General features: G+C 60.8%; 15 protein-coding genes. 7 read left to right on the top strand and 8 right to left on the bottom strand.

Translation table 11 applies throughout. From position 1 onward, the window contains the following. Positions 1–9 precede the first annotated feature (9 nt). Positions 10–1,464: an FAD-dependent oxidoreductase gene (locus tag CQ015_RS04590; protein ID WP_105649510.1), complete on the top strand. Its 1,455-nt coding sequence runs from the start codon at positions 10–12 to the stop codon at positions 1,462–1,464. A 214-nt stretch (positions 1,465–1,678) separates the two neighbouring features. On the opposite strand, the gene CQ015_RS04585 is transcribed toward CQ015_RS04590, so the two are convergent. The 4 genes from CQ015_RS04585 to CQ015_RS04570 all read right to left on the bottom strand — a co-directional run bounded on the left by CQ015_RS04585 (position 1,679) and on the right by CQ015_RS04570 (position 6,214). Further along, positions 1,679–2,125, bottom strand: coding sequence for a DUF2871 domain-containing protein (locus CQ015_RS04585; RefSeq protein ID WP_105649509.1), 447 nt, complete (start codon positions 2,123–2,125; stop codon positions 1,679–1,681). After that, the gene (locus CQ015_RS04580; protein ID WP_181150355.1) at positions 2,118–4,223 is read right to left on the bottom strand and encodes an MMPL family transporter; all 2,106 of its coding nucleotides are present in this window, start codon (positions 4,221–4,223) and stop codon (positions 2,118–2,120) included. The genes CQ015_RS04585 and CQ015_RS04580 overlap by 8 nt, the downstream gene beginning before the upstream one ends. A 96-nt stretch (positions 4,224–4,319) precedes the next feature. Next, entirely contained in the window at positions 4,320–4,937 is a 618-nt protein-coding gene (locus CQ015_RS04575) for a response regulator transcription factor (protein ID WP_219844288.1), read from the bottom strand. Beyond that, positions 4,934–6,214: a sensor histidine kinase gene (locus tag CQ015_RS04570; RefSeq protein ID WP_105649506.1), complete on the bottom strand. Its 1,281-nt coding sequence runs from the start codon at positions 6,212–6,214 to the stop codon at positions 4,934–4,936. Before CQ015_RS04570 ends, CQ015_RS04575 begins: the two co-directional genes overlap by 4 nt. Positions 6,215–6,445: 231 nt before the next feature. Between CQ015_RS04570 and CQ015_RS04565 the strand changes: the two genes are divergently transcribed. Further along, complete coding sequence (locus CQ015_RS04565) at positions 6,446–7,648, top strand: glycerophosphodiester phosphodiesterase family protein (RefSeq protein WP_105649505.1); 1,203 nt, start codon at positions 6,446–6,448, stop codon at positions 7,646–7,648. Between the two features lie 63 nt (positions 7,649–7,711). Here the strand turns inward: CQ015_RS04565 and CQ015_RS04560 are convergent, their stop codons facing one another. Both CQ015_RS04560 and helR read right to left on the bottom strand, forming a co-directional pair. After that, complete coding sequence (locus CQ015_RS04560; RefSeq protein ID WP_105649504.1) at positions 7,712–8,956, bottom strand: exonuclease domain-containing protein; 1,245 nt, start codon at positions 8,954–8,956, stop codon at positions 7,712–7,714. A 92-nt stretch (positions 8,957–9,048) separates the two neighbouring features. Continuing rightward, complete coding sequence (gene helR / locus CQ015_RS04555; RefSeq protein WP_181150354.1) at positions 9,049–11,208, bottom strand: RNA polymerase recycling motor ATPase HelR; 2,160 nt, start codon at positions 11,206–11,208, stop codon at positions 9,049–9,051. Between the two features lie 336 nt (positions 11,209–11,544). Between helR and CQ015_RS04545 the strand changes: the two genes are divergently transcribed. From CQ015_RS04545 to ndk, 5 genes are all read left to right on the top strand, one after another. Continuing rightward, positions 11,545–11,931 carry a hypothetical protein gene (locus tag CQ015_RS04545; protein ID WP_105649501.1) on the top strand — a complete coding sequence of 129 codons (387 nt, stop codon included), beginning with the start codon at positions 11,545–11,547 and terminating at the stop codon, positions 11,929–11,931. 271 nt (positions 11,932–12,202) lie between these two features. Further along, on the top strand, positions 12,203–15,442 hold the full coding sequence (ileS, locus tag CQ015_RS04540) for an isoleucine--tRNA ligase (RefSeq protein WP_105649500.1): 3,240 nt from the start codon (positions 12,203–12,205) through the stop codon (positions 15,440–15,442). After that, entirely contained in the window at positions 15,439–16,794 is a 1,356-nt protein-coding gene (locus CQ015_RS04535; protein ID WP_105552250.1) for a folylpolyglutamate synthase/dihydrofolate synthase family protein, read from the top strand. The genes ileS and CQ015_RS04535 overlap by 4 nt, the downstream gene beginning before the upstream one ends. After that, on the top strand, positions 16,794–17,228 hold the full coding sequence (locus tag CQ015_RS04530) for a DUF4233 domain-containing protein (protein ID WP_105649499.1): 435 nt from the start codon (positions 16,794–16,796) through the stop codon (positions 17,226–17,228). The genes CQ015_RS04535 and CQ015_RS04530 overlap by 1 nt, the downstream gene beginning before the upstream one ends. A 37-nt stretch (positions 17,229–17,265) precedes the next feature. After that, positions 17,266–17,682 (top strand): nucleoside-diphosphate kinase, encoded by a 417-nt coding sequence (gene ndk / locus CQ015_RS04525; protein WP_105552248.1) that lies wholly within the window; start codon positions 17,266–17,268, stop codon positions 17,680–17,682. A 252-nt stretch (positions 17,683–17,934) separates the two neighbouring features. Here the strand turns inward: ndk and CQ015_RS04520 are convergent, their stop codons facing one another. Both CQ015_RS04520 and CQ015_RS04515 read right to left on the bottom strand, forming a co-directional pair. Next, positions 17,935–18,186 carry a type II toxin-antitoxin system Phd/YefM family antitoxin gene (locus CQ015_RS04520; protein ID WP_105649498.1) on the bottom strand — a complete coding sequence of 84 codons (252 nt, stop codon included), beginning with the start codon at positions 18,184–18,186 and terminating at the stop codon, positions 17,935–17,937. A gap of 406 nt (positions 18,187–18,592) precedes the next feature. After that, the coding region (locus CQ015_RS04515; RefSeq protein ID WP_181150353.1) for a transposase at positions 18,593–19,021 on the bottom strand (429 nt) is incomplete at its 5' end.

Below are 19,021 nucleotides of genomic sequence, written 5' to 3'. Positions count from 1 at the left end.
TGTTGTTTGATGAGTGAAATTCACGTACCTGGACATTTGACCTCCCGCGCCCTGCGCGTTGCCATAGTCGGTGCCGGTCCTGCAGGCATCTACGCAGCAGACCTGCTCAATAAGAGCCAGCCTGTGTCCTCCGGCGAGTTGTCCCTCAAGGTGGACCTCTTCGACGAGCTTCCAACCCCGTTCGGCCTGATTCGCTACGGCGTATCCCCGGACCACCCGCGCATTAAGGGCATCATCACCGCCCTGCACAAGGTGCTGAATAATGACTGGATCAACTTCTACGGAAACGTTGGCCTGGGTCGCGACATCAGCCTGGAAGAACTCCACGAACGCTATGACGCGGTCATCATTTCAACCGGCGCCCAGAAGGACGCAGACCTGAACATCCCAGGTGTTGAACTTGCTGGTTCCCATGGTGGCGCGGACTTCGTGTCCTGGTACGACGCACACCCGGATGCCGATAAGAACTGGGACCTGTCGGCCAAGGAAGTTGCCGTGATCGGCAACGGCAACGTCGCGTTGGACGTGGCCCGTATCCTCTCCAAGCATGCGGACCAGCTGCTGGAAACCGAAATCCCGGCACATATTTTCGAACAGCTCAATGACTCGGCAGTCACCGACGTGCACGTCTTCGGTCGCCGTGGCCCGGCACAGGTGAAGTTCACCCCCTTGGAATTGCGCGAACTGTCGCACTCCAAGGACGTTGATATCGTCCTGTACGAAGAGGACTTCGACTTTGACGAAGGTTCGGAAGAAGCGATCCGAACCAGCAACCAGACCAAGACCATGGTGGCCACCCTGACCAATTGGTTGATCGAACAGGAGGAGCGCGAGGAAGCCAGCAGCGCTTCACGCCGCCTGCACCTGCACTTCTTGCAGTCTCCGGTTGAAGTCCTCGGCGAAGATGGCAAGGTCGTCGGCCTGAAGCTTGAGCGCAATGAACTCGACGGAACCGGCAACGTCAAGGGCACCGGCGAATTCGTCGAATACCCGGTCCAGGCCGTTTACCGTGCGGTGGGCTACTTCGGCTCTGCCGTGGATGGCATCGAATACGATGGCAAGCGCGGCGTGCTGCCAAACGTCGAAGGCCGTGTGCTGGACGCTAGCGGCACCCACATCGACGGCTTGTACGCGACCGGCTGGATCAAGCGTGGACCAATTGGCTTGATCGGCCACACCAAGGGCGATGCCCTGGAGACCATCAACCACCTGTTGTCGGACCTGGGCAGCCTTCCGGTCCCAACCTCCGATCAGAGTGCAGCCGAACTCCTGGAATCCCGTGGCGTGGACTACGCAGACTGGGAGGGCTGGATGAACCTGGACGAACAGGAAAAGGCTCTGGGCGCTGCCGCAGGCACCCTCGAAACTCGCTTCGGTGAAATCACCCGCGACCGCATCAAGGTCGTCGAGCGCAACGACATGCTGGAGTTTGCTCGAGCAAAAAAATTAGCTAAGAGCCTGTAATAACCAGACAGGTTCAGGAATAACTGGCACTCGATGATCTTTTGATCATCGAGTGCCATTTTCCTTTAACAAGTGGTGACCTTCGCTGCGCAGATTCCGGAAGGGTTGGGAGGAGTGCTTTCCAGACTTCGTGGTGGTTATTAAGGCATTTGTCACGAATCAGGGGAGGGACAATTGTCCCTCCCCTGAGCTCCAGTCCTTGCACAGACTTCCTTTAGGCTGCGATCTTTTCGACCGGCTCAACCCTGGCGCCTGCCGGAACGCTGCGGCGAAGCAAGACGAACAGCAAGATCATTCCTGCGGTCAGGGCCATGTGTCCAAGCCCGGCGATGCCGGAGATCATCTTGGATGATTCAAGGCCCAGCACGGTGAGCATGCCGTGGGTGACCTGCATTCCTGCGGTCAGGATTACTCCGGCGTTGTAGGTGCCAAGGAACCAGGCATACAGCTTGCGGTGGGCACTGAGGTTGAAGGCCTTCTCCAACAGCAGGACCAGCAAGGTGACGATGAATCCAAGGACCAGCAAGTGGGTGTGAACCACCGACAGCTGCGTCCAGCCGCCTTCGGGGAATTCATTGATCTTGGTGAATTCGCGGTAGAAGAGTCCGGAAGCAACTCCTACGAGCATGTAGGCAAAGGCGATGTTGATGAGCTTACGCATGGGTTTCACTTTCAATGAGTTCGACATTCGAAGAATTTTCGGGGGTAATGCTGGTGCCGCGGTATCCGAAGACCGGCGACTTGGCACGGCCCAGCAAGATGAATAGCGCCGGCAGGAGCAAGGTTCGCACCACGAAGGTGTCCAACAGAACCCCGAGGCCAACGATGAGGCCAAGCTGGCCAAGAACCATCAGCGGCAGGCTGGACAGTGCGGCGAAAACGCCGGCCAAGACCACGCCGGCACTGGTGATCACGGCGCCGGTCCGGCTCGTTGCGTTGACGATCGCTTCATCCAGTGGCAGCCGGGCCGCATCTTGCTTGACGCGTTGGGTCAGGAAGATCGTGTAGTCAACACCCAGCGCGACCAGGAAGACGAAGGCCAGCAGCGGCACCTGGACATCCAAGGCGGCCGTGTCGAAGACCATGGAACCGAGCAAGGAACCCAAGCCAACCGCGGCCGCAGCACTGAGCAAGTTAGTCAGCGACAACACCAGCGCCGTGCGGAATTTGCCGGTAACTACCCAGAGCATCGCCAGGCATACAAGCACGATCAGCGGCGCGATGACCGCGAAGTCACGCAGGTGGCTTTGGTGCGCGTCATAGGCTTCGGCAATGGATCCACCGACCAACGCCTCGGCGCCGGAAACCTGATTCAATGCATTGCGCAGCGACTGGACCAGTTCAAAGCTCTCGGGAGAGCCGGATTCGCTGTTGCCGATAACCATCACGCGTTCAAGCCCGGAGTCCGGTAGCGCAGGCAGCAGGTTGGCGCGCTCCACGCCTGGCACCTTTCCGGCTACCGCGGCGACCGCTTCTCCGGTACCAGGTTCTGCCAGGATCGTAAGCGGGGCGGTTTCACCGATCGGGAAGTGCTCGGCGAGCCGTTCGGTGGCGGAAGAGGATTCGGTGGCGCTCCGGAACTGCTCGGTCTGGCGTAGCCCCACGTTGGTTGCCCCGAGCGCCGAAGCGAGGACCACCAAGATGAGGACCAGCGCCGACAGGTTCACTACCGGACGCTTGATGACCGCGGCGGCAGCCTTGCCCCATAGGGAGCGCTTTGCCGCAGCCTGATCCGGTCGGGGGATCAAAGGCCAAAACACCTTGCGGCCGCATAGCGCCAGCAGCGGGGTGAGCACGAACAGGTTGAACGCGGCCGCGATCAGCAGCCCGGCGGCGCAGGCAATTCCCAGTCCGCGCGTGTCGTCCATAACCGCCAGTGCCAACGATGCCAGGGCGAAAACCACGGTCAGGTTCGAGGAGACAATCGCTTCGAAGCTATTGCGCCAAGCGCTCGCGAGCGCGGCACGGTGATCGGCGTGCTGATGCAGTTCATCGCGGTAGCGCGAAATCAGCAGCAGCGCATAGTTGGTGCCGGCGCCGAAGACCAAGACGCTCAGTACACCGGAGTCGAAGTGCAGATTCAATGGCTGGCTAAGTGCGTTGGCGATGAGGCTCGCGCTGCGGTCGGCCAAGGCCACCACGATCAGTGGAATCAGCCAGAGGATCGGGGAGCGGTAGGTCAGGATCAGCAACACCGCAACGATGCCGATGGTTACCGCAAGTAGCGTGAAGTCGGCTCCGGCAAAGGTGGCCGACAGGTCGAGCCCGAACGCTGGCGCGCCGGAGACCTCAATCAAGAATCCCGAATGATTGTGTGCGCTGATCTGTTCACGCAACTCGGTAACGAGCTGCCGGTCGGCGTCGGTTCCCGCGCTGTCCCAGGAAGCCGTGAGCAAGGAGAGCCGGCCGTCTTCGCTGGGCAGTGGCTTGGAGATCTCCACGGGAAGCGCGGTGCTCAGCTTGCCCGAGATTGCTTCAAGGCCCTTGAGGTCGTTGCTGCTGAGCCTGTGCTGATCGCCATGGCCTGCGACGAGCAATGCGGATTCCTTTCCGGAGTCGGGAATCTCTTCCAGAAGCTTTTCGACCTGGGCCGAATCGGAACCGCTGACCAGCGTGCTGGTGCTGCGTTCGGCGGCCGGCGCGGAGCTTAGCAAACCGAAAACTGCGAGGATGACAGCGAGCGCCCCGAGCAACCACAGGCGCGCACCGCGCCTTGAGGTGAGCGAGTTCGCTAGCGAAGTGAGGACTGGATGTTTCATACTTCTAGTCAATGCCAAATATGGGTTTGGCGAATCGTGGAAGCGTTCGAACTGCATGTCAACCGTTCGGTTGATACCGCAGGAGTTTGCTGGTTGCTAAATTAGTCCGTGATTGCGTGCGGCCTGCACCGCTGCGGTGCGGGTAGGGGCCTGAAGCTTGTCGAAAATATGCACCAAATGGGTCTTCACCGTCGCCTCGGAAACGAAGAGCGTACGCGCAATTTCGCGGTTGCTCGAACCGGTGGCCAGATGCTTGAGCACTTCTGTTTCTCTGCTGGTCAAGGTAATTTTTGGTTTGCGCAGACCGGCAACGACGCGTTGAGCCATCTGGGGAGCCAGTACCGTGTATCCGGCAGCCGCTTGGCGTACCGAGTCGATGATGGTTTGCGCGGCGACGTCCTTGAGCAGATACCCCGCGGCTCCGGCTTCGATGCACTGCAGGATCTCGGCATCTTTGTCGAAGGTGGTCAAGATGAGGACCTGTGGCGGATTTGGCAGCGCACGCAAGGCAGCGGTTGTCGCGACGCCGTTCATTCCCTCACCCAGTCGGAGGTCGCACAACACGACGTCCACCGGATTTTTGGTGGCCAAGCCGACCGCTTCTTCTCCACTGCCTGCCTCGCAACGTACGGTAATTTCGTCGTAGTTCGCGAATAGCGCGCGCAGCCCGGTGCGCACGATCGGATGGTCGTCAACCAGCATCAGATTAATCAATTGCCCGCCTCTGGGTTCTTCAATGGGACATAAGCCGACAGTGCGGTACCTTCGCCCAAGGTGCTTTCAATATCTAGCCCGCCACCTAATTCGCGTAGCCGTTGGCGCATGGCGGGCAATCCGAATCCTCCGGATTCGAGGTTCTTGCCGAGGGTAGATTGCCAGTTGCTCAGGTTGAATCCAATGCCATCATCAACGATATCGAGTCTGATGGCGTCTCCCGTGTCGACTAGCGAAACGACGGTTTTAGCGGCTTTCGCATGCCGGCGTACGTTGGCGAGCGCGGACTGAGCGGTGCGCAGCAGCGCCACCTGTATGCCCGGATCCAACACGGGGAGTTCGGCATCTACGCGCAGTTCGCTGGATACCGAGCTGTCCTTTTCGAAATCTACCAGCATGCGTCGCAAGGCCCCGGCCAGGGCTTGCGAATCTAGTTCGCTGGGCGACATCGCGGTAATGATTCTACGCAGGTCGGTGAGTCCTTGACCGGAGAGCGCCTCGATCCGGTCCAGGGCCTGGAAAGCTTGCGGGGCTTGTTGGGAATCCAGGGCCGCCTTGGCATGAAGGCCTATGGAAGACAGCTGCTGGGCTATGGTGTCGTGGATTTCTCGTGCTACGCGGGTGCGTTCGGCTAGGGCGCCGGCCTCATGCTGGGAGCGGGCCAGCTCTTCTTGGAGGTCTGCCATTTCCTGATGGGCGCGCAGCAGTGAGGAGACCAGTTCATTGCGCTCGGCGATGTCGCTTTCCAGTTGCAGGTAACCGCGCGAGATGCCCCAGGCGAAGGTTCCGCCGACTAGCGGGCCGACAATTCCAGAAGCCGTGGTTTCTCCCTGATGGAGGAACGGGGCTACGACCGTCACCACGTAGACCGCAGCGGACCACAGCACAGATAGCCCCAGGGCTAGCTGGTGTCCGATGAGCAGCCAGAGACTGAACGCCAGCCACATGAATTCCGGTGAGGCCACCATGCCTAAAGCCCAGATGGCCAACAAGACCGCCAACCAGTATCCAGGAAGTTTGGTGCTTCCCTTGGATCTCAACACGACAAATCCGAAAAGATACCACAGGCCGAATAGCGTGGCCGCTGCGACGGCTAGCCAGGTGCCGGAGGTTGGACTGGAGATGGCTCGCAGCAGTGCGACGAGCAGGAGCACCGCGGTGATCAGGTGTTGGCCCCAACGCAGTGCGCGCACAGAGAGTGCGCGTTGCTTGGAAATCCTTTCCGAAGACTTCCCCCAGCCCCATGCCGAAGTTACGGTGCCGTCAGCGGTGTCCATGGTAGCCCCACCGTCCCGACAACTTCTGCCTTGCACAAGAATTCATGTCTTTGACTCTATCTAAACGGAGAGCCACGTGGCTCTACGGCACGATTTTGATCTCGCGGACACCAGCGCTCAATTCGGGCTCCACCAGTTCTTTAGTTCCGATTCATGTCGCGTTTGGCAGGGCGTAGTTTCGATCAGGGATCGTGGCAGAAGTCCCGTTGAGAAAATAAGGAGATATCTGAGATGAAACTACGTTCCCTCGCAGCAGGCGCGTTGGCCGCCTGCTTAGCCACAACTGCACTGAGCCCCGCAATGGCAGCGCCCAAGGGTGATCAGGACGAGACCATCTTGATCGGTCACCGTGGCGCCGCTGGGGTGGCCCCGGAAAACACGCTCGCAGCGATAGACGCCGGCAGCCGTTCAGGTGCCCAATTCGTTGAGATCGATATCCAGCTCTCCGCCGACGGGGTCCCGTTCATCTTCCACGACAATACCCCCGCCCGCACCACCAATGTGGCCGAGGTCTTCCCCGGCCGCGAAGATGACCCAATCACCTCCTTCACCTGGGCTGAGCTGCAGCAGCTTGACGCAGGTTCATACTTCTCCGCGGAGTTCACCGGCGAAGGAATCCCTCACTTCGACGCGGTTGCAGATGCGCTGAACGGCGAAACCGGTGTGTTTATCGAGATCAAGTCGCCAGCTAATTCTCCTGGGGTCGAGCAAGTGGTCGCCGACTACCTGGCCACCGATCCGCAGTGGAGCGCATTGGAAGAATCCGGAAAGATCGAGGTGCTCAGCTTCGATGCGACGTCGAACAAGAAGTTCGCAGAAATCGCTCCAGAGGTTCCATTGCAGCAGCTGGTAGGAACCGTTCCAAGCGAATCCGAGTTGGCAGAAATTTCCGCTTTCGCCGATTCCTTCGGAACCAACTACCGCACCCTGGATAAAGCCGGCGCGCAGCGTGTGAAGGATGCGGGCCTGGGCTTGGGCGTGTATACGGTGAACTCTGCCGAAGCCGCGCAGGCTTCGTTGGATCTTGGCGTGGAACGCCTGACCGGTGATTTCCCCCGGGAGATTCAGCGTCATTTGAAGGGGCAGAAAATTTTCCCATCGAATAACGGTGTGGTCATTGGCGATTCGGTCAACGACGTTCCGGGCAATGATCTCCAGGCCGAGACCGGCGAGCATGTGGTGCTGAGCAACACCGGCAAGCGCACCATCGACGTCTCCGGCTACCTCGTTCGAGACGCTGGAAATAACCTGTTGCCGGTTGGTCAGGGGTACGTGCTGGAACCGGGCGACGAGCTGCGCGTGTACACCGGTCCGGGCACCAACGCGGAAGACGCCTACTATAACGGCGGCACCGCCAACGTGCTGAACAACGGCGGCGATTCGCTGGCCCTGTGGACCGCGGACGGAAAGCTGGCCGATACCTTCTCCAACTAGTTCCGGGAATGGCTGTTCCCCGGGCAGAGCATGAGGCATGCTCTGCCCGGGGAACAGCGCCGTTTAGTTGGTGAACACGTTGTCCCAGAGATACTGTTCGCCGACTACCGGAAGTCCATAGTCGCGTGCCTTGCGCGCCTTGCCGGATAGCGAATCCGGGTCGGCCGCCACCAGCATGCTGACTTTCTTTGTTACCGCGGCGTGTGGCTGGTAACCAGCTTGGGTTAGCAGGGATTCTATCTCCGCGCGCGGACGGCTCATATCGCCGGTCAACACAATGAGGCTCCCGGGTTCCAAGCGCTTTTGAACCACACCGGGGCTTTGCGCGGCGGCCTTGGAATCACCGCGGGCGGGAGTAAGCAATGCCTGCTCTAGCGTGGCTTGGCTGACGCCCAATAATTTGGCTACCTGTTGCAGATCCGAGCGTTCGGCACCGGTGAGTACCCCGTCATGCCACGCCGCGGTCACCAATGAATCGAAGTAATTCAGGTGAAGTTCCACCGCCCGAGCCCGATCGATCCCCAAGGAGCCTGCCAGGTCAACAAGTTGCGCTTGCTCATGGGCCGAGAGGTAGCGGTCGATCAACGCTTGATCCAGCACGGCAAGATAGTCGTCGAATTGCTCCGCGCCGGTCATTTCGGGCAGGCGCTGGACCAAGCGCTCTAAAAACTGCTCCGCCGAGGCGCTATCGCCGACGCTTCGTTTTGCCGGGGCGAGCAGAACTTCCGGGGCCTTCCTCCGCCATCGTGTGCTGGCGGCTTGCTCCAAGCGCTGGTCCCAGTCGGGCAGCGTTGGCTCTAGCTCCAGGTACCGTGAGAGCAATACCGCCGTTGCTTCGGCATCACCCGCGGCGCTGTGCGCCTGCTGCAAGGTAATGCCAAAGGAGTCGCAGCAGTCTTGCAGGGATCGTCCGGCTCCTTGCAGGAACTGGTGGGACATGCGCATGGTGCACAGTCCCCGGGGCAAGTAGAAGTCTGGAAGCGAGCGCCCTGCTCGGGCAAACTCTGCTTCGAGGAATCGCGCGTCGAAGGATAGGTTGTGGGCGACCGCCACGGTGCCAGAAAGCCGCCACTCCAACTCGTCTGCAATCTGCTCAAAGCTGGGAGCCTGCAGCACGTCGCGGGCCTGAATTCCATGGATGCTTTGCTTGCCAAGGTCCCGTCCGGGATTGACCAGTGTTTCCCAACGGTCAACGATCTGTCCTTGGCGATCCATGGTCAGCACAGCAATCTCGGCGATTCGATCGTGCGCACCGGGAAATAGCCCGGTGGTTTCGGTGTCTATTACCGCGAAAAGCCCGTGATCCATTTCCCGCCCCCATATTTTGTCTCCTGAATCCAAACTAGCCGGAGACATGGCGGCAATACTAGTGCAGGCTGTCCCGGCCAGCCACCGGCTCGCTAGCCCGGCTGGTCGGTGAGGATCACCAATTGGGCGGTGGCACGGGTCATCGCAATGTACCTGTGCACTGCTCCAGAAATTCCCGGGCCGAAATTCTCCGGGCGGTTGAGGACCACCAGGTCGAATTCAAGTCCCTTGGCTTGTTCTGGGTTCAACGCGCGGATCCGGTCCGTGTCGTTAAAGCCCGGGTCGCCAATGACTACGCCGACCCCGAGCGGGTGATTCTGCTGCCACCGCCGCACAAGGTCCTGTTGCTGATCAGGTCTGGCGTAAATGACCGCCGCACCATCGGTTCGGATCGAGGTGGGCACGTTTGCATCTGGCAGTTGCTCACGAATCACCGATTCGGCTGCGTCCATGATCTGTTCGGTGGTGCGGTAGTTCACGCTTAACGAGGCAACACGGCAACGGGAAATGCCCGCTTGCGCCAGACGCTGTTCCCATGTTTCGGTGAACCCGCCAGCGGCTTGGGCTCGGTCGCCGACGATCGTCAGGCTCCCTGATGGGCAGCGCCGCCGCACCATGGCCCACTGCGCTTCGGTGAGATCCTGCGCCTCGTCGATGATGATATGTGCGAACGGCCCAGCCAAGGCGTCCGGGGACGGTTCTGCTTCGGTGCGCTGGCGAATCAAGGTCTCTTGAAGGTCCGCATGGCGCAGCTGGGATGAGAGATCTTCCATATCGTCTGCGGCAGAAATTAAATCATCGATAACCTGGCCCATCAGGTCCCGTTCGGAGGCCAGCCGGGCCTCGTGTCGACGCGCCGCTGCCTCAAGGTCCGGATCGCCCACCAGGAAACGCGCGGCATCTAGTAACGGCCCGTCTTCGACGGTGAACAGGCTCGGATCCTTGCGGAGCAAGAGTTCGGATTGCTCATCGGTGAGCCACGGTGCGCTGTAGCGCAGCAGCGCCGGGATGGAGTACAGCGCGCTCAGCAGTTTTGCCGGATCCAATAGCGGCCAGTGCGCTTCGAAGGCTTGTGCCAACTGGACGTTCTGGGCCAGTTCCCTCCGGACTTGCTCCTCGGGTGCGCAGCCTTCGGGAAGCTGTTCGAGCAGGATTTCTTCGAGCGCCTCTCGAATCTGCAGCCGGGACTCGTTGTGGTTGTTGCCCGGCTCGACCGCCGCGAAGGCATTCTCCCAGTGCTGCACCGTCAACCGCAGATCGGCCCACCGGGTCTCGACGAGCAGATCTTGGGCTGGTGGCTGTTCGAATACGCTCACCGCCCGGCGCAGGGATGACAGCATGGTTCCCGAGTTCTTCAGCGTCGCTACCTCGCTGGAGGGTTCGGTTTGCGCCGCGCGAATTTCGGGAACCATTGCCTGCAAGGTGGAGACGAGCACGTCTTCCTCGCCGAGGTTTGGCAGAATATCTGCGACGTAGGCGGTGTAGGCATTGTGCGGGCCGAGTACGAGCACGCGACCGCCACGGCCTTGCAGCTGCGCGTCGGCATGCAATAGGTAGGCGGCGCGGTGCAGCGCAACGACAGTTTTCCCGGTTCCGGGGCCGCCGTCCACCACTAGCGCTCCATTGGCGGAGGCGCGGATGATGGCGTCCTGATCTGCCTGGATGGTTGAGAGCACATCCTGCATTTTTCCAATCCGGTTGGCACCGAGGGAGGCCAGGAATGCGGAATGTTCGTCCAAGGAGGGGCTCGCGGTGAGCTGCGCCAGGTCGAAGACCTCATCCCAGAAGTCGACAATGGCCCCTTGCCGCCAACGATAGCGCCGCCGGCTGGAGAGATTCATCGGATGAGCGTGCGTGGCGGCGAAGAATGGTTCGGCGGCCGGTGCCCGCCAGTCCACCAGCAATTGCGCGGAGTTTTCATCGGAGAGTCCGATTCTGCCCACGTAAGTGCGCCGTCCGGTGCTTGCCTCAACCATGAACCCCAAGCATGCCTCCGGTCCCAAGCGTTCGAGCGTGTGCAGCCTCCGGGCCAGCTGGTGCAAGTCAACATCTCGTTCGAGCGACTGCTGCAGGTTTCCGGCGCTGTCTTGACCGCGCGAGGCGATGCGCCGAGCCGCTTCCTGACGCTGCGCGTCCAGGCGCTGAGCGATGCGGCGAAGTTGATGCTGATCTTCGAAAATTTGCTCGATTATTTGCTGGTTCTCCGTATGCTCGGATAGGAGGAAATAGCCGTGAATCGGATCGGTGCGCATATTTCTTGCTCCCGTCTTTTGCTGCGAACGCGGTGGGGGACAAATACCTATTGTGAGCCTTGCAGGGGGCCTTGCGGCAAGGCCCCCTGCAAGCTATATTCTGAAAATGTAGGGACAATTGATTTTCCCTATTCACCGGGCATTGCGGCCCTGGCTCAACCTGATTTCGGCGCGGCGCCTTTTGTTTCACCGAACTGCCAGCTCGCCTTGCTCGCGAAGTTGGGGAAGCCGTATTTTGGGTCTTTGACCTATTGCTTGTTTCGCTAGTTCTTGAGGTTTATCGCAAAGTTTGATTAACTGGCAGTCATATCCAGATGCTAGGGACGGAAGCGGCCGATGACTCAAGTGCTGAACATTCGACGAAGCGCGGCGGGTACTTCCCTGATCATGTTCATTGCCGGGCAAGCAGGAACTCTGAGTTGGTCTTGGGCGATTGGCCTAGCCGGCGTCTTGGCGGTCATCGGCGTTCTGCGTCTGGCGGTTGAGCGCAAGGCGGGGCCGGATTTGCGGGGTATCGCGATGAAGCCGCGTCTGCTCATTTGCCTGGTGCTCATGACGCTCGCTGCGGCATTGCTTTCCGGGCTGGAGCCCTTGGTGCGGTTGCTGCTTGGCGCCGGTGCGGCAGTATTGCTCTACCGCATTGCGCTGCGCGATGGCGAAAAGCAGATCCAGCGGTACGTTGAAGACGTTGAGAGTGATCCAGCTTTCATCGCCGTGAATTGAGTTTTCAGCGCCTGCAAGACGCGCTAGACTGGAAGGCATACGACGTTGATCCGGATATCGCCGGGGAGTCCTTGGAAGAACCGTCGGGATGGCTCTGTTGCTCCCGAATTAGTAGAACCAAGCGGGACCAGCCCGTCATAGCTGATGAGAAGCGGTTCGCCACTTGTGTGCGCAAGCATCACGGTGGCGGATAAGCGGGGTGGTACCGCGGCCAAGTGCCGTCCTCGTAGGCAAGATTTTTCGCCCCTACGCTTGAAGGATGGCCATTTCGATGAGCTTCTACCCAAAGGTCACCACCGACCCGACCGGTTCAACCCCGGCTTCACCGCGTTTCCCAGAAATTGAGAAGCGCGTACTCGAATACTGGAAGAACGATGACACCTTCCAGGCCTCCATCGACCAGCGAGAGGGCGAAGAGTTCGTCTTCTACGACGGTCCGCCCTTCGCCAACGGCCTGCCGCACTACGGCCACCTGCTCACCGGCTACGTCAAGGACTTGGTAGCCCGCTACCAGACCCAGCGCGGCAAGCGCGTCGAACGCCGCTTCGGCTGGGATACCCACGGCCTGCCGGCCGAGCTGGAAGCCATGAAGCAGCTGGGCATGACCGACAAGCAGCAGATCGAATCCATGGGCATCGACAAGTTCAATGACGCCTGCCGTACCTCGGTGATGAAGTATGCCGACGAATGGCAGAACTACGTCACCCGCCAGGCGCGCTGGGTCGACTTCGAAAACGACTACAAGACGCTGAACGTCGAGTACATGGAATCGGTCATCTGGGCCTTCAAGCAGCTCAGCGACAAGGGGCTGACCTACCAGGGCTTCCGCGTCCTGCCGTACTGCTGGAAGGACGAGACCCCGCTGTCCAACCATGAGCTGCGCATGGATGACGACGTCTACAAGAACCGCCAGGACCAGACCGTCACCGTGGGCTTCACCGTTCTTGCCGGTGAAACCGAGGCATCCCAGGCGCTGGCCGGCGTGCAGGCCCTGGCCTGGACGACTACCCCGTGGACCCTGCCAACCAACGCGGCGCTGGCGGTCCACCCAAGCATCGAGTACGTGGTGGTTCCGGCAGGCGAGGCCGGAGTGAAGGCCTCCGCGGCAGCCGGGCCGTTCCTGCTGGCCCGCGACCTGCTCGGCTCCTACGCCAAGGAGCTTGGCTACAAGGATGTGAAGGAAGCGGCCGCCGCCATCACCGCCAGCTACCAGGGCTCCGAGCTTGCAGGCGTGCGCTACGCGCCACTGTGGGACACCTTCGCCGACGTGGAGAAGTACGAAACGCAGAACGCCTGGCAGATCGTCACCGCGGACTACGTCACCGTCGCCGACGGTACCGGCATCGTGCACCAGGCCCCGGCCTACGGCGAAGATGACCAGAAGGTCTGCGAAGAGCACGGCATCCCGGTGATCCTCTCGGTGGATGAGGGAGCGAAGTTCCTGCCGCTGTTCGCCGGCGGACCGCTGAACGACATCGCGGGCGTGCAGGTCTTCGAGGCCAACAAGACCATCACCAATGTGCTCAAGGAAGACGGCAAGCTAGTCAAGCAGGCCTCCTACGAGCACTCCTACCCGCACTGCTGGCGTTGCCGCACCCCGCTGATCTACCGTGCCGTCTCCTCGTGGTACGTGGAAGTCACCAAGATCAAGGACCGCATGGTCGAGCTCAACGAGCAGATCAACTGGATCCCGGGCAATGTCAAGCACGGCCAGTTCGGCAAGTGGCTGGAAAACGCCCGCGACTGGTCCATCTCGCGCAACCGCTACTGGGGTTCGCCGATCCCGGTCTGGGAATGCTCGGGAGCCGAATGCACGCACCGCGAGGTCTTCGGTTCGCTGGAAGAAATCAAGAACTTCTTCGGCCGCCTGCCGCTGAACCACGAGGGCCAGCCGGATCTGCACCGCCCATTCATCGACGAGCTGACCCGCGCCCACGAAGGCTGCGCCGAGTCCGGCACCCTCACCCGCGTCGAAGACGTGCTGGATGTCTGGTTCGACTCCGGGTCGATGCCTTACGCCCAGGCGCACTACCCCTTCGAAAACAGCGAATGGTTTGATTCCGGGCACCACCCGGCGGACTTCATCGTGGAGTACATCGGGCAGACCCGCGGCTGGTTCTACACCATGCACGTGCTGTCCACCGCGCTCTTCGACCGCCCCGCCTACACGAACGTGATCTCCCATGGCATCGTGCTCGGCTCGGACGGGCAGAAGATGAGCAAGTCGCTGCAGAACTACCCGAACGTCACCGAGGTCCTGGACCGCGACGGCGCCGACGCCATGCGCTGGTTCCTGATGTCCTCCCCGATCCTGCGCGGCGGCAACCTGGTTGTCACCGAACAGGGAATCCGCGACGGCGTGCGCCAGGTGCTGCTGCCCTTGTGGAACGTGTGGCACTTCTTCAACCTGTACACCAACTCCGCGAATAACGGGGCCGGCTACGAGGCGAAGCGCTCGCACAGCTCCACCGATCCGCTGGACCAGTACATGCTGGCCGCCACCGGGGCACTGGTCCGCGAAGTCACCGAGGCGCTGGACGGCTACGAGGTCTCGGAAGCCACCGAAGCGGTACGCCACTACATGGACACGCTGACCAACTGGTATGTGCGCCGGTCCCGCCAGCGTTTCTTCGAAGAAGACACCCAGGCCTTCGACACCCTGTACACGGCGCTCGAAACCCTGGTGAAGGTCGCCGCTTCGCTGCTGCCGCTGGCCAGCGAGGAGATCTACCGCGGGCTGACCGGGAAACGCTCGGTGCACCTGACCGATTGGCCAGAGGCCGCGGATTTCCCGGCAGATGCCCAATTGCTCGAAACCATGGAAACCACCCGCAAGATCTGCTCGGTGGGCTCCTCGCTGCGCAAGGCGAAGAACCTGCGCGTGCGCCTGCCGCTGGCGGAGTTGAAGGTGGTGCTCACCGACGCTGCCCGACTGGAAGGCACCTACGCTTCGATCATCAAGGACGAGCTGAACCTGAAGAGCGTCACGCTGATCGACGCCGAAGGCGTGGACACCGCCAGCTACGGCATCAGCCAGCAGCTGGTGGTCAACGCCCGCGCCGCCGGCCCGCGCCTGGGCAAGTCCGTGCAGCAGGCCATCAAGGGGGCCAAGTCCGGCGACTGGTCGGTGACCGACGGTGTGGTCACCGCCGGCGGCCTGGAGCTGGCCGAGGGCGAATACGCCCTGGACACCGTGGTGGATGAGGCAGCCGAAATCGCCGCCGCGGTCATCGACGGAGGCTTCCTGGTGCTCGATACCGAGGTCACCACCGAGCTGGCCGCCGAGGGCACCGCCCGGGATATGATCCGTGCGATCCAGTCCGCCCGTAAGGAAGCGGATCTGCAGGTCTCGGACCGTATCCGCACGGTCATCACCGCCTCCGCCGAGGTGGTGGCGGCGCTGGAATTGAACCGCGAACTGCTGAGCAGCGAAACCTTAACCGCCCAGCTGGACCTAGTTGCCAACGGGGCGCTAACCGAAGCGAAGATCGAAGTGGAGCCCACCGTATGAGCGATCTAGAACGCGTTTACGCGCAGCTACTGGCGCGCGCGCCGGAAAATAAGATTGAACCGCGCATGGAACCGATGTTCCGTGCCATGGAGATCCTCGGCGAACCGCAGAAGTCCTCCCCGGTCATCCACATCACCGGGACCAACGGGAAGACCTCCACCGCGCGGATGATCGAGTCCCTGCTGCAGGCCCACGATATCCGCACCGGCCGCTACTCCTCGCCGCACCTGGTGAAGGTCACCGAGCGGATCAGCATCGATGGGGAACCCGTTGCCGATGAGACTTTCGTCCGCGTCTGGGATGAGATTTCACCGTTCCTGGAACTGGTGGATGCCGAGTTGTCCGAGCGCGGCGAAAACCGGTTGACCTACTTCGAAGCGGTGACCATTCTGGCCTTCGCGATCTTCGCCGAGGTTCCGGTGGAAGTGGTGGTGCTGGAGGTGGGCCTCGGCGGAATCACCGACGCGACCAACGTGGCCGATGCCGAAGTCTCGGTGATCACCCCGATTTCCTTGGACCACACCGACCTGCTGGGCGATACCCCGGGGCTGATTGCCGAAGAGAAGATCGGGATCCTCAAGCCCGGCGGTTACCTGGTCTCCGCGGTCCAGCCGGTGGACGCGGCAGATGTGCTGCTCGCCAAGGTACGCGAGCTTGAAGTTCCCGTGGCTTTCGAATCGCTGGATTTCAAGCTCATCGAGCGCACCATGGGCGTTGGCGGCCAGGTATTGGCCATCGAGGGGCAGGCGGCTCGCTACGACGAGATTTACCTGCCGCTGTACGGCGCGCACCAGGCGCAGAACGCCGTCGTGGCGCTGGCAGCGGTCGAGGCCTTCCTCGGCGGCGGAGAACGTGAACTGAATATTGAGCTGGTCCGCAACGGATTCGCCGCAACTACCAGCCCGGGCCGTCTGGAACTGGTGCGCAGCGCGCCCAGCGTCCTGGTTGATGCGGGGCACAACACGGACGGCCTCAAAGCCAGCGCCGAAGCCATCAAGGAATCCTTCGGGTTCTCCCGACTGGTGCTCATGGTGGGGATCTTGCGCGAGAAGGACGCCGAAGCGATGCTCTACACCTTGCGTGAAGAGTACGGCGATCTGGTTGATGACCTATGCCTGACCCAGTCTTCCTCGCCGCGGGCCATTCCCGCGGGGGAACTGGCCACCCTGGCGGTTGATGCCGGCTGGCCCGAAGAAGACCTGCATGTCACCGAGAATCTTGAAGACGCCGTCGAATGGTGCGTGGGCCGTGCCGAGGCCGGGGATGACCTGGCCGGCGGCGTCCTGGTGACCGGTTCGATTACACTGGTGGGCGAAATCTCACTACTGCTCAAGGGAGGGCAGAACTCCTAATGGCCAAGCTAACTAGGGCGCAACGCGAATGGCGCCCGGGGATGAAGAAGAAGCAACGCTCCACCAAGGTGATGTTCGCTTCGACCGTATTGACCTGCGAGGCGTTTCTGGCAATCTTCGTCACCTTGGCCGCCTTCGGGCTCAAGCGTGCCGAACCTGCGCTGGTGCTCAGCCTCGGCGCCGCCGTGGCGGTACTGTGCATCATCACCTGCGCATTGCTCCGCAAACCGGCGGGATACCTGATCGGCTGGATCCTGCAGGTGGTCTTCTTCCTGTGCGGGTTCATCTTGGTGGACATGTTCTACCTGTCGATCTTCTTCGGACTGTGCTGGTGGTACGCGCTGAAGAAGGGTGGGGAAATCGACTTGGAGAATAAGCGTCGTGCGGCCGCCCAGCAAGAGTGGGACCGTGCCCATCCGAACGTAGAATCTTAAGCAGACCAAAAGTATCTAAGAACGAAGAGGTAGAAACATGACCGAACGTACTCTCATTCTCGTCAAGCCAGACGGTGTGAAGCGCGGCCTGACCGGCCAGATCCTTGCTCGCGTCGAAGCGAAGGGCTACGGCATCGCCGAGCTGAAGCAGCTGAACGCTTCGCGCGAGGTGCTCGCCGAACACTATGCCGAGCACGAAGGCAAGCCATTCTACGAGCCGCTGGTTGAGTTCATGCTCTCGGGCCCGATCGTCGCCATCGTTGCCGAAGGCCACGGCGTTATCCCAGGTTTCCGTTCGTTGGCGGGAACCACCGATCCAACTACCGCCGCACCGGGCACCATCCGCGGTGACTTCGGTCGCGATTGGGGCCTGAAGGTTCAGCAGAACCTGGTTCACGGTTCGGACTCCGTTGAGTCGGCGGAACGTGAGATCGGCATCTGGTTCGGTAAGTAGACCGGTCAAGTTCCTCTCGCCCGAGAGGCGAAAATCCCCGTGGCGGTCCGCTAGTTCAGTGGATCCCCACGGGGATTTTTTAGTTCCGGAAACCTTGGACAGCAAGTCGGCCGAGCAGCCTGAGGGCGCGAGGGGTTGCCGGTGCGGAGCATGGCGGACGTGGAGCCTATTCGCTGGAGGCGGCGGGATGCTATGTGTAGCTGATCAATAAGCCGCATCTCCGGGCAGCAGGCCCGAGTGCGTGGCAGGGCCCTAGAACCAGTCGTCGAGGGAGTTGTGGGCATGCGGCAGCAGGGCCGCGCTGGGGGAGGGTGAAGAGCCCCACAAGGTATCTGTTGCAGGACGCGGCGAAGACTGGCGGATCGAATCATAATCATCTTTGGAGATCATGACGACAGATTCTCTCGGGGACCTGGAAACTGAGACGACAGCATGCTCAGAGACTACGTTGTCGACAAGACTCGAGAAATTCTTTAGTGCTTCCTCATAGCTGAAGTTCAGCATGAGTACCTCCCAAATATCGCGGTGAGCGCCTGACGGCACTTCGAGTTTGAGTAGAAGTGTGTCCCGTACTAGCGCTTCGTGCTCCCTGCTGATCGAGCGACGGGGCAGTGGCAAGAATTCTCAAGATTTGCTCTTGCCACTTCAATACACATCTTTCACTTGAGTCACATTAAACACATCCGACTATGGAAGCGCAATGTTTCGGGTCATCATGTGTTGGCTCTAGCCCAGATTTTTCATGAGGTCTCTGACGGTCACCGAAATCCGATACCCAGGATTCCCGGCGGCCGTTACTGATTCTTCCCACGCCAAAGAGCGCCGAAACACCAGCGCTGGGTGCCAGGCTCCACCGACCTGGACTGAAATGATCTTTCAAAACCAAAGAAACAACAGGACAACCGCCAATTCAAGCAGCCAGCTCACCGCGCCGCCACCGCTGAAACAACACACCAATACCTTCCTGCAACTGGCAAAGCAACTGGCCTTCTGGTGCTCTCACCGGGATCAACAGCCGGCGTTGCCGCCCACCAGAGACGATTTTCCCAGCCATCGAAAACAGCCGGTACCGCCACCGCTTCAGATCCCACACCGAAGCCCCATGACCACCGGGCAGCGCAGCTAGCTGCAGCCATGCGACCAAGTTCAAGGCGAACATTGCCAGGTCAGCCCACGCCTGATTCGCGGTAAAAGACCAATACGGCAGCTTGCCCAACCCCGTGCTCTTGAGCGTTTTGATCCGATTTTCGCACCGGCCACGGGCACGATGCCGAGCATCAAGGAACGCCACGTTGAACCGCGGAGCATTGGTCAAGAACGCCGTCACCCGATTGCCATC

This window comes from Arthrobacter sp. MYb221 (assembly GCF_002979835.1).
Classification (GTDB): domain Bacteria; phylum Actinomycetota; class Actinomycetes; order Actinomycetales; family Micrococcaceae; genus Glutamicibacter.
This window is presented reverse-complemented; position numbering and strand designations above follow the sequence as displayed.

Bases quoted from the DNA above. Each gene is read 5' to 3' on its own strand.
- CQ015_RS04570 (WP_105649506.1), bottom strand. From the start codon at position 6,214: ATGGACACCGCTGACGGCACCGTAACTTCGGCATGGGGCTGGGGGAAG.
- ndk (WP_105552248.1), top strand. From the start codon at position 17,266: ATGACCGAACGTACTCTCATTCTCGTCAAGCCAGACGGTGTGAAGCGC.
- helR (WP_181150354.1), bottom strand. From the start codon at position 11,208: ATGCGCACCGATCCGATTCACGGCTATTTCCTCCTATCCGAGCATACG.
- CQ015_RS04520 (WP_105649498.1), bottom strand. From the start codon at position 18,186: ATGCTGAACTTCAGCTATGAGGAAGCACTAAAGAATTTCTCGAGTCTT.
- CQ015_RS04560 (WP_105649504.1), bottom strand. From the start codon at position 8,956: ATGGATCACGGGCTTTTCGCGGTAATAGACACCGAAACCACCGGGCTA.
- CQ015_RS04545 (WP_105649501.1), top strand. From the start codon at position 11,545: ATGACTCAAGTGCTGAACATTCGACGAAGCGCGGCGGGTACTTCCCTG.
- CQ015_RS04585 (WP_105649509.1), bottom strand. From the start codon at position 2,125: ATGCGTAAGCTCATCAACATCGCCTTTGCCTACATGCTCGTAGGAGTT.
- CQ015_RS04535 (WP_105552250.1), top strand. From the start codon at position 15,439: ATGAGCGATCTAGAACGCGTTTACGCGCAGCTACTGGCGCGCGCGCCG.
- CQ015_RS04580 (WP_181150355.1), bottom strand. From the start codon at position 4,223: ATGAAACATCCAGTCCTCACTTCGCTAGCGAACTCGCTCACCTCAAGG.
- ileS (WP_105649500.1), top strand. From the start codon at position 12,203: ATGAGCTTCTACCCAAAGGTCACCACCGACCCGACCGGTTCAACCCCG.
- CQ015_RS04530 (WP_105649499.1), top strand. From the start codon at position 16,794: ATGGCCAAGCTAACTAGGGCGCAACGCGAATGGCGCCCGGGGATGAAG.
- CQ015_RS04565 (WP_105649505.1), top strand. From the start codon at position 6,446: ATGAAACTACGTTCCCTCGCAGCAGGCGCGTTGGCCGCCTGCTTAGCC.
- CQ015_RS04590 (WP_105649510.1), top strand. From the start codon at position 10: ATGAGTGAAATTCACGTACCTGGACATTTGACCTCCCGCGCCCTGCGC.